The sequence below is a fragment of the Chromobacterium sphagni genome, from assembly GCF_001855555.1.
Taxonomy (GTDB): Bacteria; Pseudomonadota; Gammaproteobacteria; order Burkholderiales; family Chromobacteriaceae; genus Chromobacterium; species Chromobacterium sphagni.
In genome coordinates, this window is sequence record NZ_MKCT01000039.1 from 115537 (window position 1) to 139745 (window position 24209).

A 24209-nucleotide genomic window follows, 5' to 3' on the forward strand; every position below is an offset into this window, starting at 1 on the left:
GGTCGTGCGCGCAATTGCCGGAACGTCCGCCGTTCCGGCCTGATCGAGGAAATTCTGATGACGAAGACCATCATGCTCGCCAATCCGCGCGGCTTCTGCGCCGGCGTGGACCGGGCCATCGCCATCGTCGAGCGCGCCATCGAACTGTATGGTGCCCCCATCTACGTGCGCCACGAGGTGGTGCACAACCGTTTCGTGGTGGATGACCTGCGCGGCAAGGGCGCGGTGTTCATCGAGGACTTGAAGGATGTTCCTGCCGGCAGCACGCTGATCTATTCCGCCCATGGTGTGCCGCTGTCGGTGCGGGCCGAGGCCGAGGCTCTGGGGCTGACCGTGTATGACGCCACTTGTCCGCTGGTGACCAAGGTGCATGTGGAAGTGAAGCGCATGCACAAGGCCGACATGGAGATCATCATGATCGGCCACGCCGGCCACCCGGAAGTGGAGGGCACCATGGGCCAGGTGGGCGGCGGCATGTATCTGGTGCAGACGGTCGACGATGTGGCCACGCTTGAGGTGCGGCGCCCAGATGCGCTGTCTTATGTCAGTCAAACCACGCTGTCGGTGGATGAGACCCGCGACATCATCGAGGCGCTGAAGGCCCGCTTTCCGGCTATCCACAGCCCGAAGAAGGACGACATCTGCTACGCCACGCAAAACCGCCAGGACGCGGTCAAGCAGCTGGCGGCGGAGTGCGACATCGTGATCGTGGTGGGTTCGCCCAACAGCTCCAACTCCAACCGCTTGCGCGAAGTGGCGGCGCTGAAGGGCGTGGACGCCTATATGGTGGACAATGCCAGCCTGCTGGAGCCGCAATGGTTCACCGGCAAGCAGCGGGTGGGGCTCACCGCCGGCGCCAGCGCGCCGGAAGTGCTGGTGCAGGCGGTGATAGACCGCATCAAGACCTTCGACATCAGCCAGGTGACGGAGCTGCCCGGCGTGGAGGAGAGCACGGTGTTCGCGTTGCCGCCGGCGCTGCGGCAAGTTTGATTACCCGCGTGCTCCGTCCTGTGAAAAGCCTGCGATGGTCGCAGGCTTTTTTATTGCCCGGAACCGGATCGGGCATTTACATTCGGCGCGGGCTTGAATAGCATATTTGCATAATTATCCGCCTGCCTTCCGGCCGCTGCGCCCGGGCACGTTCCTGTCGATGATCCGCCATGGATGAAGCTGTGATGAACCCTGCCAAATTGATGCCGTTGCTGTCCTGTTCACTGCTGCTGGCCGCGTGCGCCGCGACGCCTGGCGCAAGCGCCTTGTCAGGCGACGATTCGGGCCGTGAAGAGGCGAAGTATATTACCGGCAGCAATATTCCCCACCGCAGCGGAAAGACGGAGGTGCTGTCGGATCAGGCGATGCAAGACCTTGCCGACCGGATTCGGCGCGGCAGCCTGGTGACCCCAGGCGGAAAGCCTTGAGACGAAGCCCGGCGTAGGCGGGTCCTTCGTTCCCGCGCTGCAGGTGGCGTCAGAACGGCAACTCCGGCTGCGCGCCCTGCGGATGCTCGATGCGGGCTTCGGTGCTGCCTTCGGCCAGCCGCAGCGTCACCTTCTCGTGATTGCGCAGCTCCGCCGGGTTTTTCACCGCTTGGCCGTCCTGCTTTTGCACGATGGCGTAGCCGCGGGCCAGCACCGCTTCCGGATTGAAGGCCGCCAGCGTGGCGGACAGCTGCGCCAGCTGTTGTTGGCGGCGCTCCAGCAACCGGTCTTTGGCGCGCTCCAGCCGCGCCTGCCGTTGTTGCATCGCCTGCGCCAGGCGGGCCAGGTCGGGCTGGTGGCGCGAAAGCTTGCTGCCGGCCAGCTGCAGCCGCCAGCGGCTCTGCTCGAAGGCGCCGTTCACACGCTGGCTCAGGCGCCGCGACAGCGCGTCCAGCCGCTCGCGCTGGGCCTGCAGCTTGAGGCCGGGGTGGACCAGGCGGCGACCCAGGAAGTCAAGTTGCTGGGCCTTGTCCGTCAGCAGGCGGCTCAGCGCCCGCTCCAGAGCGCGGCGGGTCTGCTCCAGCTGGATCGCCAGATGCTCGCGGTTGGGCGATACCAGTTCGGCGGCGGCGGTCGGCGTCGGCGCGCGGCGGTCGGCGACGAAGTCGCAGATGGTGAAGTCGGTTTCGTGGCCGACGCCGCTGACGGTGGGAATCGGGCAGGCCGCCATGGCGCGGGCGACGATCTCCTCGTTGAACGACCATAGGTCCTCGATGCTGCCGCCGCCGCGGCAGACGATCAATACATCCACTTCGCGGCGTTCGCCGGCCTGCTGGATGGCCCTGGCGATCTGCTGCGCCGAGCCTTCGCCCTGCACCTGGGCCGGGTAGAGTATCAGCGGTATGCCGGGCATGCGGCGGCGCAGGGTGCTGGCCACGTCTCGCAGCGCGGCGGCGGCGGGCGAGGTGACGATGCCGATGGCTGCCGGGTGGCTGGGCAGCTCGCGCTTGCGGCCGGTGTCGAACAGGCCCTCGGCCTGCAGTTTGGCCTTCAGTCGTTCGAAAGCCTCGAACAGCCTGCCCAGGCCGGCGGAGCGCATTTCTCCGACATTGATCTGAAAATCGCCGCGCGCCTCGTACAGCGTCACCTGGCCGCGCAGTTCCACCTGCATGCCCTCCTTGGGACGGAAGGGCAGGGCGGACACCTTATGGCGGAACATCACGCAGCGAACCTGGGCGCCGCCGTCCTTCAGCGAAAAATAGGCATGGCCGGAACTGGCCAGCGTCAGGTTGGAAATCTCCCCGCCTATCCAGATCGGCGGTATCCCGCTTTCCAGCAGGTCGCGCGCCATGCGGTTGAGGGAGGAGACGCTGATCACATCTTGGCTGTGATCAAAAAAATTATGTCTTGTCAAGTGATCCACAGTGGCTCGCTGGAGTAATTATTCAATGCCCGCTTGGGCGGCAACGCTTGCGTAGTGTTTGATATCAGAGTTAAAGCACAATTAAATCAATGACTTGCAAAAATCAATCCCCGGATGAGAAAATCATTGAAAGCTTGTGCCGGCGGGCGTTTGCACGGTCTATGCACCGGCTTATCAACAAAGTTATCCACAGCCTTGGCCGGAAAAACAGCTTGCCGGCCGGAGAGCCTGACCTGGCCTGGCGCGGCGTTTTTGACTTGCAAATGGCATGTTGTTTTGACGCCGCAGCCTTGAGTAAACGCTAGCTATTTGCGTCGCAACATGCCGGATGGTTGACCTTGACGGGTATGCAACAGCTGGCCGCGCTGCGGACGCGCCATGATAGCAAGAGCCCGGCCGTCTGGCAGCGCATCATCCGCTTGGCGGGGCGGCATGGAAGGGTGGTTTTCAGCTGACTTGGTCTCTGGAGGGACGCGGCAGCTGACCGCCGCAGTGCTTGCAGAAATGGGCGTCCCAGTCGTGGCCTTCGCTGAAGCAGTGCGGGCACAGCCGGGTGGCCGACTGGTTGTCGGAGCGGGAGGCGGGCTTGCCGCGGGCGATTTCCGCAGTGACGATGCCGGTGGGCACGGCGATGATGCCGTAGCCGGTGATCATCACCAGGCTGGCCAGTGCCTGGCCCAGCGGCGTCTTGGGCGTGATGTCGCCGAAACCCACCGTGGTGAGGGTGACGATGGCCCAGTAGATGCTGATGGGGATGCTGGTGAAGCCGTGTTCCGGCCCTTCTATCACGTACATCAGGGTGCCCAGGATGATGACCAGCAGGATGACGGTGGCCAGGAACACGGTGATCTTGCGCCGGCTGGCCGCCAGCGCGCGCCGCAATTCCAGTGCCTCGCTCAGGTGGCGGCTGAGCTTGAGGATGCGGAACATCCTCAGCAGCCTGAGGATGCGGATGTCCGCCAGGAAGCGGCTTTCCGGGATGAACAGGCCCAGATACAGCGGCAGGATGGACAACAGGTCGATCACGCCGAAGAAGCTTTTCACGTAACGCAGCGGCTTGTGCACGCAGATCAGCCGCAGCGCATACTCCACGGTGAACAGTATGGTGAAAAACCAGTCCAACAGGCTGAGCAGCGCGCCGTAGCGCTGGCGAATGCCGGCCACGCTTTCCAGCATCACGCAGGCGACGGATACCAGGATGGCCAGGGTCAGGGTCAGGTCGAACAGGCGGCCGGCGCGGGTGTCGGCTTCGTAGATGATGATGTAGAGCTTGCGGCGCCAGCCGGATAGCGGAATCAGGGTTTCCTGGGTGGGCATGGGTTTCGGACCTGTGTTTCCATTGACTATAACAAAGCCGCTTAGAGCGGGCATGCGGAACTTGGTTTATTGGTTTGCTGGATATAAGCAAACAATATTAGGTTGGATTCTAGCGATTGATTATGATGCTGGGGAATATCATTACAGCTATTGTCGGTTAATGAGGAATAAGACTATGCGTATCGCCAATACCATTACCGACCTGATCGGCAACACTCCGCTGGTCAGGCTTAACCGCGTCACTGAAGGAGCAGGCGCCACCGTGGTGGCCAAGCTGGAGTTCTTCAATCCGGCGCACAGCGTCAAGGATCGCATCGCGGTGGCGATGCTGGATGCGGCGGAGAGGGCCGGCAAGATCGGGCCGGACACCGTCATCGTCGAACCCACCTCGGGCAACACCGGCATCGGTCTGGCGATGGTGTGCGCGGCGCGCGGCTACAAGCTGGTGATCACCATGCCGGAGACGATGAGCAAGGAGCGCCGCCAGCTGTTGAAGGCCTACGGCGCCGAACTGATCCTGACGCCGGGGCCGGACGGGATGGGCGGCGCCATCGCCAAGGCGCGCGCGCTGGTGGACGAATTCCCCGACACCTATTTCATGCCGCAGCAGTTCGAGAATCCGGCGAACCCGGCCATCCACCGCGCCACCACCGCGGAAGAGGTGTGGAACGATACCGAAGGCCAGGTGGATATCTTTGTCTCCGGCGTCGGCACCGGCGGCACCATCACCGGCGTGGGCGAGGTGCTGAAGGCCAGAAAGCCCGGCGTGCGGATCGTGGCGGTGGAGCCGGACGCCTCGCCGGTGCTGTCCGGCGGCGCCAAAGGGCCGCATCCTATCCAGGGAATCGGCGCGGGCTTTGTGCCGGCGATACTGAACACCGATATTTACGACGAGATCATCCGCGTCAAGAACGACGATGCGCTGCAGATCGCGCGCGACGTGGCCACCAAGGAGGGCATCCTGGTCGGCATCTCTTCCGGCGCCGCGGTATGGGCGGCGTTGCAGCTGGCCAAGCGGCCGGAGAACGCCGGCAAGCTGATCGTGGTGGTGATCCCGTCGTTTGGCGAGCGCTATCTGTCCACGGTGCTGTTCGAACATCTGGCCTGAGCCAGCCGCGCACGCGTCTGCCCAGCCCGGTGCGCCGGGCTTTTGCATTTGATGCCGGGCGGCTTGCGCAATCGATCGCAAGATGTTTGCGATTGACGCCGCGCCGGTCGGCCGGGCTACAATGGCCGGCATGAAAAGACTGCTTATGATATCCCTGCTGGCCGGACTTGCCGGTTGCAGCAGCCTGCAGCAGTTGGGCGCGCCGGTGCACTCCGCCAGCCAGACGTCCCAGCCGCCGGCGCATGCCGCCGGCAAGGTCGATCTGCTGCTGGCCGAGGCCAACCGGTTGGCCGACCAGGTGAAGAGCGGCGCGCTGACCCGCACCGCCGCCGCCGATCAACTGAATGCCGCCCGCCTGCGCATTGTCGGCAGCAACGCCGTCGATAACGACAACTTCGCCGTCTACCGCCAGTTGACGGTGGAGCGCGATGCCGGCCGGCTGGATTCCGACGCTTTCCGCTCCCGGCTGGAGCTGCATTTGCGCGAATGGATGCGGCGCTGGCCCAAGTATGCGCCCAAGCCCGCCGATCCGGCCTTCAGCAATTTCCTGCTGAAGCTGTACGGTTTGCCGCCGCTGGGTTACTGATGAAGTCCCGCAAGCAAGCCAACACCGCCTGTCCCTGCGGCGGCGCCGACCTGTCCGCCTGCTGCGGACGCTATCTGGCGCCGGACGGGCCGCCGGCGCCTACCGCCCAGGCCTTGATGCGCTCGCGCTTCAGCGCGTATGCGCTGGGGCGCGAGGACTATCTGCTGGCTACCTGGCATCCGTCCACCCGGCCGCAAAGCCTGGACTTGGCCGAAGAGGCTGGGGTGGTCAAATGGATAGGCCTGGAGGTGAAGCGCTGCGAAGCCGGCCTGCACGGCGACGAGGCGGGCACCGTGGAGTTCGTCGCCCGTTACAAGGTGGGCGGCAAGGCTGAGCGCCTGCATGAAGCCAGCCGCTTCGTCCGCGAGGACGGCCGCTGGTATTACCTGGTGGGCGAGGTGTCCTGAGCGGCGCTTGCTCTGGCGCAAACACGCCGTCATCAGCATTTGACCGCTGCCGGCCGCGGCGGGAGCATGAGGTTTTCCACCCTTGGAAAATATCATGCTCACCATCTATTCCGATTCCCATCGCCTGCAGCACGGCCGCGCCGAGCTGATAGACGGCACCCTCAAGCCTTGTTTCGAAACCCCGTCCCGCGCCGACATGGTGCTGGCCGCGGTGCGCGGGCGCCAGCTGGGCGATGTGGTCCATCCGCGCCGCCATGGCCTGGCATCCATCCTGCGCGTGCACGACGAAGGCTACGTCCGTTTCCTGGAGACCGCCTGGCAGCGCTGGAGCGCGCTGGGCCGCGATTACGACGCGCTGCCGAAGATGTGGCAGATTCGCCGGCTACGCGAGGCGGTGCCAGAGCATGTGGAAGGCCAGCTCTGTTATTACTCGATGGACTGCGGCACGCCGCTCACCGCCGGCACTTGGCCTGCGATCACCGCCGCCGCCGACTGCGCGCTGACCGGGGTGGAGAGGGTCATCGGTGGGGAGCGGGCGGCATTCGCGCTGACCCGGCCGCCCGGCCATCATGCCGCGCGCGACTATTGCGGCGGCTACTGTTTTTTCAACAACGCGGCCATCGCCGCCCAGGCATTGCGCGATCAGGGCCTGCGCAGAGTGGCAGTGCTGGATGTCGACTACCACCACGGCAACGGCACCCAGGACATCTTCTATTCGCGCTCCGACGTATTGTTCCTGTCCATCCATGGCGATCCGCGCACCGAGTACCCGTTCTTCCTGGGTTTTGCCGATGAAAAGGGCGAGGGCGAGGGCTTGGGCTACAATTTCAACTTTCCCTTGCCGGCGGGCGCCTGCGTCAGCACCTGGTTCGTCGCGCTCGATTGCGCGCTGGAGCAGATCGCCCGTTTCGGGGCCGAGGCGCTGGTGGTGTCGCTTGGCGTGGACACTTTCCGCGGCGACCCGATCTCGCGCTTCCAGCTGGATTCGCCGGACTTCGTCACCCTGGGCGCCAGGCTGGCCGGGCTGAAGCTGCCTACGCTGTTCTGCTTGGAGGGCGGCTACGCGGTGGAGCCGATCGGCACCAATGTGGCCATGTGCTGGCCGGTTTTGAAACTCGCGGCTAGGCGCAGACTTTCACGCCGGCGTGGCCTATGTTCAAAGAGTCGGTCGCAGCCTGGGAGAGGCTGTCAGGTATTGGGAAAGGGAAGGAAGCCGGGCCAAGCCTGTCGGCCGGCAAGGCGCGGCGCAGGGAAGCATCAGACCGAGGGGCCGGGCATGGGTCCGGCATGATGGCAATCTGACTGGGAGGGACGGGATGGGACTGGCCTTGAAAACCTTGCTGGTCGAGCTGGAAACCCAGCGCGTCGGCAATCCTGATGCGATGGTCGAATTGTCCTTGGCGGTGGTGCGCACGCTGGAAGTGCCGTTGGACATCACCGCCTGCCGCGAGCTGAGAATCCTGGCCCATGTGTTCAATGGCGATCAGACCAGGTTGGCCGCGGCTGTGCTGCGCGCGGCGCTGGTGGATATCCAGGAGCATTTGGATGACGATCTGGATTTATTGGCGGCGGATGCCAGGCGCAGCATAGATTCCTGCAGTTGACCGGGGCGCTGGCGCCCCATGACCCGTCTGCCCGACGGGATAGCAAAGCCAGGCGGCTTGGGTGCCAGCCTGGCTTTTGTCATTTCAGCAACGCCTCTATTCGCGACGCCAGCTTTTCCGGGCGGGTGAAGGGCGCAAAGCGCGCCACCACCCGGCCTTGCCGGTCTATCAGGAATTTACTGAAGTTCCAGCGTATCGGCTTGCCCAGCAGGCCCGGCTTCTGATGTTTCAGATAGCGCCATAGCGGGTGGGCGGCGCGGCCGTTGACGTCTATCTTGTCGGCCATGGTGAAGTCCACGCCGTAGTTTTTCTCGCAGAAGGCGCCGATCTCCAGGGCACCGCCCGGTTCCTGGCCGCCGAACTGATTGCAGGGAAAGCCGATGACCGCGAGTCCCTGCTCGGCGAAGCGCCGGTGCAGCGATTCCAGCCCGGCGTATTGCGGCGTGAAGCCGCATTGGCTGGCGGTATTGACCAGCAACATCACTTTGCCGCGGTAGGCCGACAGCGCTTGTTCGACGCCGTCGATGCGGCGGAAGGAAAAATCGTAAAGGCTCATGCCGGATTTTGCAGACAAAGAACCGATCATGGCGGGCTTGGCCGGCGCTGACAACTGTCTGGAGCGCATGGCGGCATCAGGGGACAGCGTTAGGCCGGTGAGGGCAGAGGAGAGCTGAGAATAAAAAGGGGGCGCAGCGGCAAGGGGGAACCGCGACGCCCCAAGAAGAAACAGCTTGCTGTGCAAAGGGTCGGCACAACCGGGATGTCAGCTAACCCTTTGTTTATCCTAGAACAGATGCGAAAAATAGCGAGAGGGTTTTTATCCCCCGGCAAACAAAACAGGATGGCCGCAGCCATCCTGTCGTATGCGGGAGAAGGGCGGTTTCAGGGGCGCGGCAGGGTGACGCCCACCTGTCCCATATACTTGCCCGCGCGGTCGGCATAGGACACGTCGCAGATTTCATCGGATTCGAAGAACAGCACCTGGGCCACGCCTTCGTTGGCATAGATCTTGGCCGGCAGCGGCGTGGTGTTGGAGAATTCCAGCGTCACGTAGCCTTCCCATTCCGGCTCGAACGGGGTGACGTTGACGATGATGCCGCAGCGGGCGTAGGTGGATTTGCCCAGGCAGACCGTGAGCACGCTGCGCGGAATGCGGAAATACTCTACGGTGCGCGCCAGAGCGAAGCTATTGGGCGGAATGATGCAATAGCCCTTGCCGGAGACTTCGACGAAGGAGTCCGGATCGAATTTCTTCGGATCGACGATGGTGCTGTTGATATTGGTGAACACCTTGAATTCGTCGGCGCAGCGGATATCGTAGCCGTAGCTTGAGGTGCCGTAGGAGATCACCTTCTGGCCGTCCACCGATTTGATCTGGTTGGATTCGAACGGCGCTATCATATTGTGCTCCGCCGCCATGCGGCGGATCCACTTGTCCGATTTGATGCTCATAGTCTTGGCCCGTGTGTGTCGATATTTCGCAATGGCTGCGATTTTAACCGCTTAGCCGACCAGTAGGCTATTGAAACGGCGGAGAGTTGCCGATGGCGGCGCGGCGGTGCCGGCCGGGGGCGCTTGATCAAGGTCAAGCCGAGCGCGGATTGCGACAATTTGCCGCAAGAGGCGCGTTGCGGCTTCGATATACTAATGCAAACTATTCGCGTTATTGTCGGAGCAATCAAACACATGCCGTCTCTGGATACTGTTCCCGCCGGCTGCCAGGGCGTGGTGGCCAGCTTGGAGCTGAGCGACGAAGCTTTCCGCCGGGTAGCGGCCTTCGGCCTCGCGCCGGGCTGCCGTTTTCATCTGCGCCAGGCGGCGCCGTGGGGCGGCCCGCTACTGTTGGAGGTGGGCGCCACCCGCTTTCTGCTCAGGCGCAGCCTGGCCCGGCTGATCCGGGTGAGGATTGCCGAATGAAGCGCTTCGCCCTGCTGGGACTGCCCAATACCGGCAAATCCACCTTGTTCAATCGCCTCACCGGCATGTCGCAGCGGGTGGGCAACTGGCCGGGCCTCACCGTTGACTTGATCAGCTCTCGCCTGCTGTTGGGCGGCAGAATGGTGGAGCTGATCGATCTGCCCGGCGTCAACGATCTCACCGGCTATAGCGATGACGAGGCGGTGGTGCGCGACGTGCTGCTGGCCAGCGCCTTCGACGGCGCGGTGCTGGTGCTCAATGCCTGCCAGCTGGACCGTCAACTGCCCTTGGCCTTGCAGGTGATAGCCAGCGGCCTGCGCTGCCTGATAGTGCTGAACATGGCCGACGAAGCCAGGCTGCTGGGCGTGAGCGTGGACGCCGGCGCGCTGGCGGCGAAGCTTGGCGCGCCTGTGGTGCTGGTGTCGGCCAAGCGGATGGAGGGCTGGCCGCGCCTCAACGCCGCGCTGAACCAGCTGGCCGGCTTCGAGGGGTCGGCAGTGCGCGCCGGGCTGGAGCGGGTGCCTGAATCGCGGCAGGCGATAGACCAGGCCCGCGCCGCGCTGGACGGTTGCTGGCGGTTGCCGCCGGTGCTGCCGACGCTGCTGACCGAAAAAGTGGACCGCTGGCTGCTGCATCCCTGGCTGGGCCTGCCCTTGTTCTTCGTCTTCATGGCGTTGCTGTTCAACCTCACTTATCAGATAGGTACGCCGCTGCAGGATGGCGTGGGCGGCTGGCTGGACTGGATCAAGGACCAGGCATTGACGCCGGCGCTGTCGGCGCTGCCGGCCATGCTGCAGAGCCTGCTGCTGGACGGCGTCTGGCAGGGCGTGGCCACGGTGCTGACTTTCGCCCCGATCCTGTTTGTATTCTTCGTGCTGATGGCGATGGTGGAGGACAGCGGCTATCTGGCGCGCGCGGCCTTCCTCACCGACGCGATGATGGCGAGGCTGGGCCTGGATGGCCGCGGCTTCGTGATGCAGTTGATGGGCTTCGGCTGCAATGTGCCGGCGATACTGGGCACCCGGGTGATGCGCGAGCGCAGGCAGCGGCTGCTGACCATGCTGGTGATCCCGTTTTCGCTATGCTCGGCGCGCTTGCAGGTGGTAGTGTTCTTCGCCGGCATCCTGTTCAGCAAAAGTCAGGCGCCGTGGGTGGTATCGGTCTTGTATCTGCTGACCTTCGTGGTGGCGGTGTTCACCGCCTGGGTGTTCAAGCGCCGCTATCGCGGCGACGAGGCCTTTCTGCTGGAGGTGCCGCCGTACCGGCTGCCGGGCGCGCGCCACATGCTGACCCGGGCTGCGGGGGAGGTCAGCGCCTTTCTCCGGCTGGCCTCCACCTTCATCCTGGCCGGCGTGGTGATGGTGTGGCTGCTCACCCATATTCCGGCCGGTCACGGCCAGACGCTGGCTTATGCCTTGGGCGAGGCGCTGTCGCCGGTGCTCGATCCGATAGGCATCCGCGCCGAGCTGGCGGTGGCGCTGCTGTTCGGCTTCATCGCCAAGGAAATCTTGCTGGGCAGTCTGGCGGTGATCTACGGCGTGTCCGAGAGCGGCCTGGGCGGCGTGCTGGCGCATCAGCTGGACTGGGCGTCGGTGATGAGCTTCCTGATTTTCACGCTGGTGTACGTGCCCTGCCTGTCCACGGTGGCGGCGATGCACCGCGAATCGAAAAGCTGGCGCTTCGCCGCGATGTCGGTGGCTTGGTCGGTGCTGCTGGCCTGGCTGCTGTCCTTCGCCTTCTACCAGGGCGTGCATCTCGCGCGCTGAGCGCCTAGAATGACGGCTTGAGTCACCAGAACAACAAGGTAACAACATGCAAGGCGATCCTAAGACCATAACGCTGCTCAACGAACTCTTGGCCGAGGAGCTATCCGCCGCCGACCAGTATTTCATCCATGCCGAGATGTACAAGGACATGGGGCTGAACAAGCTGTTCGAACGGATAGACCACGAGCGCGAGGACGAGCTGGAGCACGCGCGCGCGCTGATCGCCCGCATGTTGTTCCTGCAAGGCAAGCCCAATGTGGCGCGCCGGGTGCCTATCCAGGTGGGCGAGGACGTGCCTGGCATGCTGAAGAGCGATCTGGAGGTGGAATACCGCGTCGGCGCCTTGCTGAAGGAGGTGGTCGCCCATTGCGAGAGCGTGCGCGACTACGTCACCCGCGACGCGCTGATGGTGCTGCTAGAAGAAACCGAGAACGACCACGCCCACTGGCTGGAGCAGCAGTTGCGCCTGATCCAGCTGACCGGCCTGGAGAACTACCAGCAGTCGCAGATGTAAGCGCCTCGTCCTTGCTTGCGGTTTATGGAATGCCCGGCCTTGGCCGGGCATTTTTGCAGGGGGCGTTGCCCGCCGGTTGTCTCCCTCCCGGCGGGAAGAGAGGGCGGCATGCGTCATGGTATTGACCTCGCTCAGCGCGCCGGTCGCGGTTTGGCCGCACACTGCCGCCATCTCCAAGCCATTCCCGAGAGCGGCCATGCCTGATCACTTTGCCATAGACCTGTCCGTAAGCTGGCTGGGCCAGACCCTGCCCGGCTGCCTGTACAACGCCTCCGGCGTGATGTGCCGCGAGGAGGGGGAGCTGGAAGCGGTGCGCGCCTCAGCCGCCGGCGCGGTGGTCACCAAGAGCTGCACGTTGCAGCCGCGCGAGGGCAACCCGGAACCGCGCTATTTTCGCACCGTCATTGGCAGCATCAACTCCATGGGCTTGCCCAACCGCGGTTTCGCCTACTACCTGGACTACGCTCGCCGTTACGACTACCGCTGCGGCAAGCCCTTGTTCCTGTCGCTGTCCGGTCTGATGCTGGACGACAACTGCGCGATGCTGCGCGGGTTGGCGGTCGAGGGCCTGCCGGCGATCCCGGAGATCAACCTGTCCTGCCCCAATGTGCCGGGCAAACCGCAGCTGGGTTACGACTTCGCGGCGACGGCCGAGGCGCTGGACGCTTTTGACGCCGCCTATTCTGGTCTGTACGGCGTCAAACTGCCACCTTATTTCGATACCGCCCATTTCGCCGCGATGGCAGAGATATTGAACCGCCACTCGAGGCTGGCCTTCGTCACTTGCATCAACTCGATCGGCAACGGCCTAGTGGTGGACATCGACAGCGAGGCGGTGGTCATCAAGCCCAAGGGTGGCCTGGGCGGGCTGGGGGGAGATTACGTGTTGCCCACCGCGCTGGCCAATGTGCGCGAGTTTTACCGGCTGCTGCCGGGCAAGGACATCGTCGGTTGCGGCGGGGTCAGCAGCGGGCGCGAGGCTTTCATGCACATCCTGGCCGGCGCGCGCGCGGTGCAGGTGGGCACTTGCCTGCATCGCGAAGGCGTGGGCGCGTTCGCCCGCATCGCCGCCGAATTGACGGAATTGATGCGGGCCAAGGGCTACCGCAGCCTGGATGATTTCCGCGGCAGGCTGCGCACGCTGTAGCCGCGTTCAGTCGAAGCGCCAGCAGGCCATAGACAAGGCGCCCATGCGCCAGTCGTCGTGCAGCTTGAGCGGCGGCGCGCCGTCGCCGGCCGCGCCCAGTGCCACCAGCAGCGGATTGAAATGCTCGTCGCTGGGGTGGTTTTGCCGCGCCTGCGGCGCGCGCTCCAGCCAATGGACGACGTCGTCGTCGCGGCGTTCAAGCAGCGCCTGGTCCATCCAGCCGGTAAACTCGGCCGCCCATGGCGCAACGCTGCTGCCGTCCTGGCGCAGCTCACGCAGATTATGGGTGTAGCTGCCGCTACCTATCAGCAGCACATTGTCGTCGCGCAGCGGCCGCAGCGCGCGGCCCAGCGCGTAGTGCTCGGCGGCGCTGGCGCGATGGCGCAGCGACACCGTCACCAGCGGGATGTCCGCCTGCGGGTACATCAGCAGCAACGGCGTCCATATGCCGTGGTCCAGCGGCCTCTCATGCGTTGATTCCGTGCGCAGCCCGGCGCCGCGCAGCAGGGTTTCCGCTTCGGCCGCCAGCGCCGCGTCGGTGGCGGCCGGGTAGCGCAGCGTGCGCAGCAGCGGCGGAAAACCGCCGAAGTCGTACAGGGTGCCGGGGCGCGGCTGGCGGTTGACGGTGAACGCCTGCGCCTCCCAGTGGGCGGAGACGATGACGATGGCGCGCGGCCGCGGCCAATCCTGTCCCAGCTGTGCCAGGAAATGGCGGGTGGGACTGTCCTCGATCGGCAGCGTGGGCGCGCCGTGGGAGATGAACAGGGCGGCTTGTCGGGTGTTCATGATCGGTTGCCTGCAATGAGGGGATGGCAACAGCTTACGCCGGGCGGACGGGTAAAAAAATCCGCTTTCACTCACTTGATTGTTTCTTATTTTTCAATAGTCGCCGCCGGCGCTGACCGCGTGGGCTGGTGTTTCGCGTTGGCGGGATGGTGGGCATCCAGTGCTTGTTGCAGCAGCAGCAGGCAGCCGGCAAGGAAGATGAGCAGGCCCAGCAGGCGGCGCCAGCCTAGGGGGCGCGGTTGCGAAGCTCTGGGCGGATGACGGCGGGACGGGAAGGGGCTGACGGTATGCATGGCGGTTCTCGCGGGTAGTCTTGATATTATAATGATAATGATTATCATTTAATGCAAGAAGCAAAGAAAAACCGCCCCGCCGCAGCGGCAACCCTGGCGGCTTTGAATGGATTTTTATTCCATGCCCTGCGGGCCTGGATGGTGTTGCACTGGTCTTGCTGCGCCGGTGGCGCCGGATCGACGGTTTGCGCGTTGAGATTGTCGACGGCAGGGGGCTTGTCTAGCTGCTTTTCCTGGTGCGATGGCTCCTATGGCAGGCATCCCGATTACTGCAGCCAGGCGAAGCCGGCCCACATTTCCAGCAAGGCGTTGCTCCAGCTTTGCTTCATTACAGGCTCCCGATAGTGAATGGCTGAAGTATCCGTAGCTTTTATAGCCTTGTTAAATTAATTGTTTTCACCACACAGTTAGATTAAAGCTATTGCTGGATTTGTATCGATAGCATGCGATATGCCTGGCGTAAAAAAACCCGGCCAGGCCGGGTGTTGTTTGCGGGAGGCGCGGTCGCTCAGTCCCAGGGCACATCGTCGGCGTTGCCGGATGCCGGTGCCGGAGCGGAGCCGGTTTGCGGCGGCATCGCCTGGCTGTCTTCCAGGCCGCCCAGCGCATCCACCAGCGCGGTCACCAGTTCGCCCAGCTCTTCGCTCATCAGCAGGAAGGTGGCGGCGAATAGGCTGTCGCGGTCGTCGCCAGCCTGGCTGGCTTCCTCTTGCAGCACGTCTAGAAACTGGATACGTTTGAGCTGCAGGGTATCGGTCAGCTGGAAACGCACCTTTTCGTTCCAGACCAGACCCAGCTTGGTGGCCTGCTTGCCGGTGGCGATGTGTTGGCGGATTTCATCGCTGGTGAGGTCGATGCGGCTGCAGCGCACCACCGCGCCGTTTTCGCTGCCGTCCTTCAGTTCGCAGTCGGCATCCAGCTCGAAGCCGCCCGGCGCTTCGCCGGCGGCCAGCCAGTCTGTCATCGCGGTGTGCGGAGCGATCTTGGTGCGCGGCAGCGCGGCAGGGAAGGGCGGTAGCGCTTCGCGTAGCTTGGACAGCAACGCCTCGGCCTTGCTGGCGGTGCCGGAGTCCACCATCAGCCAGCCACGCTGGATATCCAGATAGGCGCTGGTGCGGCCGCTGCGGACGAAGGCGCGCGGCAGCAGGTCGTCGGTGACCTGTTCCTTCAGCGCCAGCTTCTCCTTACGGCCAACCTTGCGCAGCTCCTTGTCCTCGATCTCCTGCACCTTCATGTCGACGAAGTCGCGGATCACCGAGGCCGGCAATACCTTGTCCTCGCGCCGCATCGAAACCATCAGGCTGCCGCGCGCGGCGTAGACCGGCGCATCCAGATGGCCGGCCGGCGGCACCCAGCCTTCGCTGAACCAGTCCAGGCCCATGCAGGGCTGGAACGGACGTTTTTCCAATGCCTGCAGCAGCTTGTCAGCGCCCACCAGGCTTTCCGCGTTCAAACGATAAAAAGATAGTTGCCTAAACCACATATTTGTTCCATAATGCGCGTCCTCTGAAGCCGCTGATTGTACCGCAGCAAGCGATGCAGCAGCAGTTTTTCGGAGCAAGCAGTTTGGCAAGGTCGTCGGAGTGTAGCTTAGCCTGGTAGAGCGCTACGTTCGGGACGTAGAGGCCGGAGGTTCGAATCCTCTCACTCCGACCAGTTAAACAAAATGCTTGTTTGAAAGCGGAACTTGATGTAAATTGGCTTCCCTCGGCGCAAGTCGAAAAAAGTTGTAAATCGGAGTGTAGCTTAGCCTGGTAGAGCGCTACGTTCGGGACGTAGAGGCCGGAGGTTCGAATCCTCTCACTCCGACCAGAATTCTAAAAAGCCTTGATTTTCCCAAACGAGAATCAAGGCTTTTTTAACAGATTGGCTTGCCGGTATAGCTCAGTTGGTAGAGCAGCGCATTCGTAATGCGAAGGTCGGGGGTTCGACTCCTCTTACCGGCACCATTAGAAATCTAAGGGGTTAGGCGAATTAAACGCCTGCCCCTTTTTCTTTTGTGCCACGTTTGTGCCACTTCATCCCAAGATGTTGTCTATCTGTCTGGCGTGCTCCGTCAGGTGCGAGGGGGTAAGGTGCGCATAGCGGCGCACCATGTCTATGCTTTCCCATCCCCCATTTCCTGCAGAACGGATAGCGGCACGCCCGATTGAACAAGCCAGCTCGCCCAAGTGTGTCGAAGATCATGAAAGCGGAAATCCTCTATCCCGACACTCTTCAGAGTGGTTTGCCATGCCCGGTTTGAATCTACCCGCATCTTTCGTGCTTTGGGCGTTTGCGTCCCATCTGCCCGAAAGGCTTCTTCAGTGTGAACAAAGACCCATCGCGGGTGCTTGCCAGCCTGCTGGCGCAATATTCCGCAAGCGGGGTCTGCCGCAACGCCAGCCGGAACAGGTTCTTGACGGTCAAGCAGAACTGAATGGCTGCATCGCTGTAGGTCTGTGATCGACCTTTCTTCCCTTGCGGTCTTGCCTGCCATGTCATGCTTGTGTCAAGCCAGATGGACAGAAAGCCGCGTTGGATCAGGGCTTGGTTGTAGCCTTTCCAGTTGGTCGTTCGGTAGCGTTTCGGAGCGGACTTGGTCATGCCACTATCTTACCAGGCCGCTGCGCTGGCGGATTTGTGCAACAGAGCCCGATACGGTCGAACTCGCCCGCCAACAGCTGGCGGTAGATTCTGATCTTTGATCAGCAGCGACTTGCCAGTCCGGCCGGCGCACGGCAGGCGCGAGGGATTGTCGCCGGGGCTGAAGATACCGGAGGCGATCAGGTATTGGGATAGAACGTATTCGCTTCTGGAGTCAGGTGGTTAGCCGGTCGCAGCGTCTCTACGCGGGGCCTGCTGGCCTCAGTTGTAGCCCTGACATAGCCGGATTGACGCTCTATGACGATTTCGGCGTGCATGCCTCGCCGGAAATGGACTCCAGGTCTTGGCTGGCGATTTCGTCGAGGATTTTGGCGGACTCGCGGCGAAGTTCGTCAAGCATGGTTTGCAAAGATGGACTCTTCATAATGGTTCTCCCTAGCGGCGCCGGTTGCTTATTTTACGATATCAAGCCCTGATTTGGTCGTGCCCGGACCGCTTGATGCGCCGCTCAGGGCGGGGTGACGACGATGCCGCGGTAGCGGTGCAGCATGCCCAGCAGGTAATGGACCTTTTTTTCCGCCAGCGGGTCGTCGACCATCGCGACAATCTCCTCGACGGCGAACTTGCCGCCGCCGTTCAATCGATCGACGATGCCCTCCAGTCCCGGGAAGTTGCCGAGCGCGATCTTGGTGCCGCGCACGTAGAGTTCGAGGCGGCCGGCCTGGGGCGCAGGGCGGCACAGCATCCGGTACGGCGGCTCGATGGCGACGCGGCTGTCCGCTTGCATCGCGGGCTTGTCTTGGCGTGGAATCGGGCTGTTGCGGTAGCCGCCGTTGCTGAACAGCGAATAGCGCAAGTCGCGATAGACCTCGCGCATCAACGAGCGCAGATCGCCGCCGCCAGGCAGCGTCAGCAGAGCCAGCGCGGACTCGGCCGCGCCGATGTCGTCTATTGGATGCCGGTCGGCCTTGAGCATGATCTCGGATGGGCGCAGATAGGCTTCCCGGACCCGATGCAGCAGCTCGCAGGCGAAATCGTGGTCGGAGCGGTTGTAGAACCAGCAGGCGATGCCGACCGACAACTCGTCCTGCATGCCGAGGTGGAAGGTGTTGGCCGGCATGTAGTAGAGCTGGCCCTCGCCGAAGGTGTGGCGCGCGGCGCTGGGCAGATGGGGAGCAATGTCCATATTGTTGCAGCGCTTTTCGCCGGGCGCGGTGACGTAGTCGTCATCGCCCCAGGTATACATGGTCTTGGGGCCGGGTCCGAGGTGGAAATGGATCACGCTCTTGCCGAGCGAGTCCTTGTGTATGCCCAGCGGGGTCATGTCGTAATTGCCGATGAACACCGTGAACAGGATGCCCTCGGTCGGCATGCCTATCATGCGCAGAGCCGGCTCCAGGATGTGCGCGATCGCCTGGGACAGGCCGGAGCTGAACTTTTCGCCCCGGTTCAGGATAATGCCGAACTTGCGTTCGCCGAAGGCGCGGCGCACCCAGTCCCCGATGTCTTCGTGGGGCTGGGGATGCTGGGCGAAGTGTTCGTCCAGATCATCGATCTGCCGGCCATCCAGCCACAGGCGGTAGCCGTATTTCGCCTTGTGTATCTGGCCGATCTCGGCCAGGATGTCCAGCACCTGGCGGCGCATGATGCGCGCTTGCGGCGCGTCCAGCGCGTCGGCAAAGACGCAGGGCCGGCTCATCTGCTCGGTTCGGTCTAGGAAGCGGGTCCACCAACCGGCGTCGAACTGTTGTCGCAGGTGGGCCGGGGCGAGGCTGTTGGCCGTCGTTTCGTTCTCGCTGGGATGATGCATGCTTGGCTCCCTGGCTCGGGTGGGGGAAGGCGATCAGTCCGATGGCGGGTCCAGCCGGCTGATGCCGCGCCAGTGGAGCAATTCGGTCAGCAGATGCAGCCCTATCTTGGCCGGCCAGCGCGGGTCCAGCAGCTCCAGTAGCTCGGCCACGCCGCAGTCCTGGCCTTGGTTCAAGCGGTGAAGCATCGAGATCAGGCCGGGATGGCGGTTCATTTCCAGCTTGTTGCCGCGAACGTAGACGGCCATTCTGCCCGGCGTTGTCTCGCGCGTCAGGATGCGGTATGGCGTTTCTGCCCGTACCCGGTCGGCAGGCGTCAAGCTTTCCCTCGCTTCCTGCGGGAAGGGCGGGCTGCGGTAGCCTGCATTGCTGGCCAGGCAGTGGCGCCAGTCAAGGTAGGCTAGGCGCATCAGCTGGTGGTAATCCCGCCCGCGGTACTCCTCCGGCAGCCGGCGGTTGGCGAAGATCGCATCCAGCGCGCTGGCGTCGTCCGGCGGGGATGGGTCGTGGACGATGGCCTCGTCCGGCTGGCCGTCCAGTTGTTTGAGCAGGAAGGCGTGCAGGTTCCTGGCCATCGCCTGATTGGTGTGGGTGTATTGCCAGACGGTGATGCCGATGGACAGCTCGTCTTGCTCGCCGATGTGGAAGGTGCCTTCCGGCATGAAGAACAGGTCGCCGGCTTCGAAGTGGAAGATTCTGGCGTAAGGTTTGAGCGCGGCGAAGTCGCGCTTGGTGACGCCTTCTTCTTCAGTGAGCCGGCGATATTGTTCCGGATCCCACAGATACATTGTCTTGGCGCCGGGGCCGACATGGAAATGGATGACGTTCTCGCCGCGCAGGTCCTGGTGTACGCCGAGCGGGGTCTTGTCGTAATTGCCGATGAAGATGCTGAACTGGACGCCGTCACGCGGCAGGCCGATTTTCTGGAACAGCGGGCCCAGCATCAGCGCGATCTCGCGCGATAATTGATGGTGGAATTTCTCCCCGGCATTGAGAATGATGCCGTACGGCGTGCCGGGAAACACCCGCTCGCCCCACGTCTCCAGGTTTTCCCCGGGCTGGGGCGGACAGTCGTAGACGCGCTCCAGTTCATCGCGATTCAACAGCCGTCCGTCCGCGTAGACGCGAAAGCCATAGGGGCGCTCGCGCAGGCTGGCCCGGGTGGCCAGCAGCTCCAGCACCGCCTGCCGGAACGCGGCGACCTGGGCATCGCCGAGCGCGCCCTTGAACACGACCGGGTTGTTCAGCTGCCGGGACTCCTGCAGAAAACCCTCCCACCATGCGTCGCTGAAGCTTGGGGTGTGCTTGTCCATCGAATGTGTTCTCCGAAATGGCCGCTGAGCGAGAGGCAAGGGGCGAAGCGCGCCCGGTCTCCTGGCGGAGCCGGGCGCTAATGCGGGCTCTGGGGAAGGCGGGCTGGCTTAGCTGGCGCTCGGATGGACGTGGACATGGTCCTCGTCGGTGTGGACGGGTTCAACGCCGCCGCTGACCGCGCCTTCCTCCAGCGGCGACAGGACGGTGATGCCGAGGATGTCAGCGATTTCCTGGTCCTGATCCAGTTCGGTCTGTTCCACTTGCTTGTCGGTTTGCATGGTGCTTCTCCTAATGCGTGTGTGGGGGTCGACAGCGGTCGGCCCGAACGCGTCAACGAATGGATCCCGCGGCCTGGTTGCGTGGCCGAGCGATGGGTGAGACATGGATCATTCCATTGATGACAGTAAAATATTGAACTGTGCGGATGGGGAAACAATCGGGGTGATTACGGATGCGCGGCAGCGGTGAAACAGCGTCGGATTGTCTGCATTGCGCAACAGATCAGTCATCCTTGCCCAGCATGGTTATTGCCGATGGAGGAGGAGGAACATGTTCGAAATGATGGACATTGACCAGTCCTAATGGACAGTGTGGTGCGCATGTGGTCTGTGATGGGAATTTAAAGAAGAGAACCAGTTGAATTGGCGTCCGCCCACTCGCCGTGGCGCATGAATGCCGTTGGCGCTTTTTGCTTTTTTAAAATGTCATTGGAATTAATGGTAAAGTGCCGAACCTCCGCATGTCGCGACTAGGCATGCCCACCGAAGGCGTCCTATCCGTGCCACTTTTTCGTTCCGCAGCGCTCACCCATGCCTCAGATCGGCGTTATGGCCGCATCGTGTTGTTGCGTCCCGCCAGCTTTGCCTGGCTGACCGCCGTGTTCGCGCTGATCGCCATCGCCATCGTCCTGTTCTTTTCCCTGGCCAGCTATACCCGCAAGGCCCAGGTGCCGGGCGTGCTGCTGCCCAGCCAGGGCCTGATCCGGGTGCAGCCGGCGCAGTCCGGCGTGGTGGCCGAGGTGAAGGTGCGCGAGGGCCAGCAGGTGCGGGCCGGCGACGTGCTGTTCGTGCTCGGCAACGAACGCGAGAGCGCCACCCGCGGCGATACCGGCCGCGAGATCACCTCGCTGCTGCAATCGCGGCGCGACAGCCTGGCCGGCGACCAGGCGATGCTGCGTTTGCAGGCCAGGCAAAAACAGGAAACGCTGCGGCGCAAGGCCGACGATCTGGGGCGCGAGTTGCAGCGGATGGACGAGCAGATCGGTCTGCAGCGGCGGCGGGTGGCGCTGGCCGAGGACACGCTGCGGCGCAACCGCAGGCTGCTGGAGTCGCAGTTCATCTCCGCCGCCGCGTTGCAGGACAAGCAGGCCGAGGTGATAGACCAGCAGACCAAGCTGGCCGATCTGCAGCGCAGCCGCGCCGCCCTGCAGAGCGAGCATGACGCGGCTTTGTCCGATCTGGCCGATTTGCAGCTGCAGGCGAAGCGGGACGAGGCGGCGGCGCAGCGCGGCATGGCGGAGCTGGAGCAGGACCTGACCGAGAACGAAGCCAAGCGCAAATTGCTGGTGCGGGCATCGCAGGCTGGCATGGTCAGCGGCATCGCCGCCCAGCTCGGCCAGACCGTGGCGTCCGGACAGACGCTGGCGAATCTGTCGCCGGCCGGCTCGCCTCTGGAGGCGGAGCTGTACGCGCCGTCGCGCGCCGCCGGCTTCGTCAAGCCGGGCATGGCGGTGCTGATCCGCTACCAGGCTTACCCCTACCAGAAGTTCGGCCAGTTCAAGGGCACAGTGCGCGAGGTGTCGCGCAGCGCGCTGCGGCCGGAGGAGCTGTACCTGCCCGGCGGCCAGGGCGGCTCCAGCGAGCAGCTGTACCGGGTGCGGGTGAGGCTGGAGCGCCAGAGCGTCATCACCTACGGCCAGTCCCAATCCTTGAAGGCCGGCATGGCGCTGGACGCCAGCGTGCTGCTGGAGCGGCGCAAGCTGTACGAATGGGTGCTGGAGCCGCTCTACAGCATCAGCGGAAAGGTGTGAGATGAGCCATCAGCAACCGACACTGCGATTTTGGGGCCGCCGCCGGCTGCCGCTGCTGCTGCAGACCGAGGCCGCCGAATGCGGACTGGCCAGCCTGGCGATGGTGGCCGGCTATTGGGGCCACCGCATCGACCTGGCCAATATGCGCCGCCGCTTCTCGGTGTCGCTGAAGGGCAGCACGCTGAAAAGCCTGATCGCGATGGCCCAGGGTCTCGGACTGGCGGCCCGTCCGCTGAAGCTGGATCTGCCGCATCTGCCGCAGCTGAAGCTGCCCTGTGTGCTGCACTGGGACATGAACCATTTCGTGGTGCTCAGGCAGGTGTCGGCGCGCCACATCGTCATCCACGATCCGGCGGTGGGCGAGCGCAAGCTGACGCTGGACGAGGCGTCCAAGCATTTCACCGGCGTGGCGCTGGAGCTGACGCCGGACACATCGTTTCAAAAGCGCGAGGAAAAGCTGCAGTTCAGCCTGCTGTCGCTGATGGGGCGGGTGGACGGCCTGGGCGGCGGGCTGTTCCAGCTGTTGCTGCTGGGCATCGCTCTGCAGGTATGCGCGCTGGCCGCGCCGTTCTACCTGCAGTGGGTGGTGGACGAAGCGCTGGTGGCGGCCGATCGCGACCTGATCACCGTGTTGGGCATCGGCTTCCTGCTGCTGGTGCTGTTGCAGACCGCGATCGGCGCGGTGCGTTCCTGGGCGACGACGGCGCTGGCCACCAGCCTCAACTTCCAGTGGCTGGGCAACGCCTTCGCCCACCTGATGCGGCTGCCGCTGCCGTGGTTCGAGAAGCGCCACCTGGGCGACATCACCTCGCGCTTCGGCTCGATCCAGACCATCCAGAAGAGCCTGACCACCCAGTTCGTCGAGGGGGTGATAGACGGCTTGCTGGTGATCGCCACGCTGATCGTGATGCTGCTCTACAGCGCGCCGCTGGCGGCGGTGAGCCTAATCGCGGTGGGCTTGTACGCGCTGTTGCGCTGGAGCATTTTCCGCGCGCTGCGCGAGGCCACTGCCGAGCAGATCATCCACGCCTCGCGGCAGAGCACTCATTTCATCGAGTCGGCGCGGGGCGCGCAGAGCGTGCGGCTGTTCGGCCGCCAGGAGGAGCGGCGCATCGGCTGGATGAACGCGCTGGCCGAGCAGTTCAACGCCGACCTGCGCATCGCCCGGCTCAGCCTGTCGTTCCAGACCGCCAACGCGTTGTTGTTCAACGCCGAACGGGTGATCGTGGTGTGGCTGGCGGCGCTGGCGGTGATGGACGGCCGCTTCTCGGTGGGCATGCTGTTCGCCTTCCTCAGCTACAAGGACCAGTTCAGCCAGCGCATCGCCGCGCTGATCGACAAGCTGTTCGAGCTGCGCATGCTGCGGCTGCACGGCGAGCGCGTGGCCGACATTCTGCTGACCGAGCCGGAGCCGGAGCTGAACGACGTGGAAATCGATCCGGCCCAGGTCCAGGCGGCGATCGAGCTGCGCAACGTCTCCTTCCGATATTCCGACAGCGAGCCCTATGTGCTGCGCGAACTGAGCCTGGCGATTCCGGCCGGCCAGTGCCTGGCCGTCACCGGCGCGTCCGGCTGCGGCAAGACCACGTTGTTGAAGTTGATCCTGGGCCTGATGGAACCGACGGAGGGCGAGGTGCTGATCGGCGGCGTGCCGCTCAAGCAGCTGGGCCTGACCAATTACCGTCAGATGCTGGGCACGGTGATGCAGGATGACCTGCTGTTCTCCGGCTCCATCGCCGACAATATCTGTTTTTTCGACCCGCAGCCGGATCAGGAGCGCATCCGCCGCTGCGCCGGCTTCGCCGCCATCCACGACGAAATCATGGCGATGCCGATGAACTACAACACCCTGGTCGGCGACATCGGCTCCGGCCTGTCCGGCGGCCAGAAGCAGCGCGTGCTGCTGGCGCGGGCGCTGTACAAGCAGCCGCGGCTTCTGGTGCTGGACGAAGCCACCAGCCATCTGGACGTATGGAACGAACAGCTGGTCAACGCCGCGGTGAGGGATATCGACATGACGCGCATCCTGGTCGCCCACCGGCCGGAAACCATCGCCATGGCCGAGCGGGTGGTGGTGCTGGAGCAGGGACGCATCGTGCAGGATTCTCCGGCGGCGGCCGCGGCGGGACAGAGGATGGCGAGGGTGGGCGGCGGTCCCGGGCGGGCCGGCGATCATGTAGAATGAT

General features: G+C 63.7%; 24 protein-coding genes, 3 tRNA genes and 1 pseudogene. 16 read left to right on the top strand and 12 right to left on the bottom strand.

Annotation, left to right across the window (positions count from 1 at the left end):
- The first annotated feature begins 57 nt into the window (after positions 1 to 57).
- Together ispH and BI344_RS15140 are read left to right on the top strand one after the other, a co-directional pair.
- Positions 58 to 990, top strand: a complete 933-nt coding sequence (gene ispH / locus BI344_RS15135) for a 4-hydroxy-3-methylbut-2-enyl diphosphate reductase (RefSeq protein ID WP_071113714.1) — start codon at positions 58 to 60, stop codon at positions 988 to 990.
- Positions 991 to 1160: 170 nt separating this feature from the next.
- Positions 1161 to 1418 carry a hypothetical protein gene (locus tag BI344_RS15140; protein ID WP_139167038.1) on the top strand — a complete coding sequence of 86 codons (258 nt, stop codon included), beginning with the start codon at positions 1161 to 1163 and terminating at the stop codon, positions 1416 to 1418.
- A gap of 49 nt (positions 1419 to 1467) precedes the next feature.
- Here the strand turns inward: BI344_RS15140 and xseA are convergent, their stop codons facing one another.
- Together xseA and BI344_RS15150 are read right to left on the bottom strand one after the other, a co-directional pair.
- Entirely contained in the window at positions 1468 to 2832 is a 1365-nt protein-coding gene (gene xseA, locus BI344_RS15145) for an exodeoxyribonuclease VII large subunit (RefSeq protein WP_083370235.1), read from the bottom strand.
- A gap of 456 nt (positions 2833 to 3288) precedes the next feature.
- The gene (locus tag BI344_RS15150; protein ID WP_071113717.1) at positions 3289 to 4158 is read right to left on the bottom strand and encodes an ion transporter; all 870 of its coding nucleotides are present in this window, start codon (positions 4156 to 4158) and stop codon (positions 3289 to 3291) included.
- Positions 4159 to 4333: 175 nt separating this feature from the next.
- Here BI344_RS15150 and cysK point away from each other — a divergent pair, with 175 nt between their 5' ends.
- The 5 genes from cysK (at position 4334) to BI344_RS15175 (ending at position 7863) form a co-directional block, all read left to right on the top strand.
- A complete protein-coding gene (gene cysK, locus BI344_RS15155) occupies positions 4334 to 5266 on the top strand; it encodes a cysteine synthase A (RefSeq protein WP_071113718.1) in 933 nt (310 codons plus the stop codon).
- A 130-nt stretch (positions 5267 to 5396) separates the two neighbouring features.
- Complete coding sequence (locus BI344_RS15160) at positions 5397 to 5852, top strand: hypothetical protein (RefSeq protein ID WP_071113765.1); 456 nt, start codon at positions 5397 to 5399, stop codon at positions 5850 to 5852.
- Complete coding sequence (locus BI344_RS15165; RefSeq protein ID WP_071113719.1) at positions 5852 to 6259, top strand: YchJ family protein; 408 nt, start codon at positions 5852 to 5854, stop codon at positions 6257 to 6259. The genes BI344_RS15160 and BI344_RS15165 overlap by 1 nt, the downstream gene beginning before the upstream one ends.
- A 94-nt stretch (positions 6260 to 6353) precedes the next feature.
- Positions 6354 to 7550, top strand: coding sequence for a histone deacetylase family protein (locus BI344_RS15170; protein WP_083370236.1), 1197 nt, complete (start codon positions 6354 to 6356; stop codon positions 7548 to 7550).
- A gap of 25 nt (positions 7551 to 7575) precedes the next feature.
- A complete protein-coding gene (locus tag BI344_RS15175) occupies positions 7576 to 7863 on the top strand; it encodes a hypothetical protein (RefSeq protein WP_071113720.1) in 288 nt (95 codons plus the stop codon).
- Between the two features lie 79 nt (positions 7864 to 7942).
- Here BI344_RS15175 and BI344_RS15180 read toward each other — a convergent pair whose 3' ends face one another.
- Both BI344_RS15180 and dcd read right to left on the bottom strand, forming a co-directional pair.
- Positions 7943 to 8419 (bottom strand): glutathione peroxidase, encoded by a 477-nt coding sequence (locus BI344_RS15180; RefSeq protein ID WP_071113721.1) that lies wholly within the window; start codon positions 8417 to 8419, stop codon positions 7943 to 7945.
- A 326-nt stretch (positions 8420 to 8745) separates the two neighbouring features.
- Positions 8746 to 9315, bottom strand: coding sequence for a dCTP deaminase (gene dcd, locus BI344_RS15185; RefSeq protein WP_071113722.1), 570 nt, complete (start codon positions 9313 to 9315; stop codon positions 8746 to 8748).
- 234 nt (positions 9316 to 9549) lie between these two features.
- Here dcd and BI344_RS15190 point away from each other — a divergent pair, with 234 nt between their 5' ends.
- The 4 genes from BI344_RS15190 (at position 9550) to BI344_RS15205 (ending at position 13207) form a co-directional block, all read left to right on the top strand.
- Positions 9550 to 9780 carry a FeoA family protein gene (locus tag BI344_RS15190; protein ID WP_071113723.1) on the top strand — a complete coding sequence of 77 codons (231 nt, stop codon included), beginning with the start codon at positions 9550 to 9552 and terminating at the stop codon, positions 9778 to 9780.
- Positions 9777 to 11546: a ferrous iron transport protein B gene (gene feoB / locus BI344_RS15195; protein WP_071113724.1), complete on the top strand. Its 1770-nt coding sequence runs from the start codon at positions 9777 to 9779 to the stop codon at positions 11544 to 11546. Before BI344_RS15190 ends, feoB begins: the two co-directional genes overlap by 4 nt.
- Before the next feature lie 46 nt (positions 11547 to 11592).
- Positions 11593 to 12060 (top strand): bacterioferritin, encoded by a 468-nt coding sequence (gene bfr, locus BI344_RS15200; RefSeq protein ID WP_071113725.1) that lies wholly within the window; start codon positions 11593 to 11595, stop codon positions 12058 to 12060.
- 196 nt (positions 12061 to 12256) lie between these two features.
- Positions 12257 to 13207 (top strand): dihydroorotate oxidase, encoded by a 951-nt coding sequence (locus BI344_RS15205; protein ID WP_083370241.1) that lies wholly within the window; start codon positions 12257 to 12259, stop codon positions 13205 to 13207.
- 6 nt (positions 13208 to 13213) lie between these two features.
- Here BI344_RS15205 and BI344_RS15210 read toward each other — a convergent pair whose 3' ends face one another.
- The 3 genes from BI344_RS15210 to BI344_RS15215 all read right to left on the bottom strand — a co-directional run bounded on the left by BI344_RS15210 (position 13214) and on the right by BI344_RS15215 (position 15769).
- On the bottom strand, positions 13214 to 13993 hold the full coding sequence (locus BI344_RS15210; RefSeq protein ID WP_071113726.1) for a DODA-type extradiol aromatic ring-opening family dioxygenase: 780 nt from the start codon (positions 13991 to 13993) through the stop codon (positions 13214 to 13216).
- Positions 13994 to 14079: 86 nt separating this feature from the next.
- A complete protein-coding gene (locus BI344_RS24045; RefSeq protein ID WP_139167040.1) occupies positions 14080 to 14286 on the bottom strand; it encodes a hypothetical protein in 207 nt (68 codons plus the stop codon).
- 508 nt (positions 14287 to 14794) lie between these two features.
- Positions 14795 to 15769, bottom strand: coding sequence for a recombination-associated protein RdgC (locus tag BI344_RS15215; protein ID WP_071113727.1), 975 nt, complete (start codon positions 15767 to 15769; stop codon positions 14795 to 14797).
- Positions 15770 to 15865: 96 nt separating this feature from the next.
- Between BI344_RS15215 and BI344_RS15220 the strand changes: the two genes are divergently transcribed.
- The 3 genes from BI344_RS15220 to BI344_RS15230 all read left to right on the top strand — a co-directional run bounded on the left by BI344_RS15220 (position 15866) and on the right by BI344_RS15230 (position 16235).
- A tRNA-Pro gene (locus tag BI344_RS15220) sits at positions 15866 to 15942 on the top strand.
- Between the two features lie 79 nt (positions 15943 to 16021).
- A tRNA-Pro gene (locus BI344_RS15225) sits at positions 16022 to 16098 on the top strand.
- Positions 16099 to 16159: 61 nt separating this feature from the next.
- A tRNA-Thr gene (locus BI344_RS15230) sits at positions 16160 to 16235 on the top strand.
- Between the two features lie 149 nt (positions 16236 to 16384).
- On the opposite strand, the gene BI344_RS23110 is transcribed toward BI344_RS15230, so the two are convergent.
- The 5 genes and pseudogenes from BI344_RS23110 to BI344_RS24405 all read right to left on the bottom strand — a co-directional run bounded on the left by BI344_RS23110 (position 16385) and on the right by BI344_RS24405 (position 20272).
- Positions 16385 to 16639 carry a tyrosine-type recombinase/integrase gene (locus tag BI344_RS23110; RefSeq protein WP_338152219.1) on the bottom strand — a complete coding sequence of 85 codons (255 nt, stop codon included), beginning with the start codon at positions 16637 to 16639 and terminating at the stop codon, positions 16385 to 16387.
- Positions 16640 to 16656: 17 nt separating this feature from the next.
- Positions 16657 to 16872 (bottom strand): annotated as a pseudogene (locus BI344_RS25365) (transposase); the annotation flags it as partial.
- A 508-nt stretch (positions 16873 to 17380) separates the two neighbouring features.
- Entirely contained in the window at positions 17381 to 18682 is a 1302-nt protein-coding gene (locus BI344_RS15240) for a hypothetical protein (RefSeq protein WP_071113729.1), read from the bottom strand.
- A gap of 33 nt (positions 18683 to 18715) precedes the next feature.
- Complete coding sequence (locus tag BI344_RS15245; protein WP_071113730.1) at positions 18716 to 19993, bottom strand: cupin domain-containing protein; 1278 nt, start codon at positions 19991 to 19993, stop codon at positions 18716 to 18718.
- Between the two features lie 108 nt (positions 19994 to 20101).
- The gene (locus BI344_RS24405) at positions 20102 to 20272 is read right to left on the bottom strand and encodes a hypothetical protein (RefSeq protein ID WP_158020742.1); all 171 of its coding nucleotides are present in this window, start codon (positions 20270 to 20272) and stop codon (positions 20102 to 20104) included.
- A 500-nt stretch (positions 20273 to 20772) separates the two neighbouring features.
- Here BI344_RS24405 and BI344_RS15250 point away from each other — a divergent pair, with 500 nt between their 5' ends.
- A complete protein-coding gene (locus tag BI344_RS15250; protein ID WP_083338945.1) occupies positions 20773 to 22023 on the top strand; it encodes an HlyD family secretion protein in 1251 nt (416 codons plus the stop codon).
- 1 nt (position 22024) lies between these two features.
- Positions 22025 to 24208 carry a peptidase domain-containing ABC transporter gene (locus BI344_RS15255; RefSeq protein WP_071113731.1) on the top strand — a complete coding sequence of 728 codons (2184 nt, stop codon included), beginning with the start codon at positions 22025 to 22027 and terminating at the stop codon, positions 24206 to 24208.
- The last annotated feature ends 1 nt before the right edge of the window (position 24209 follow it).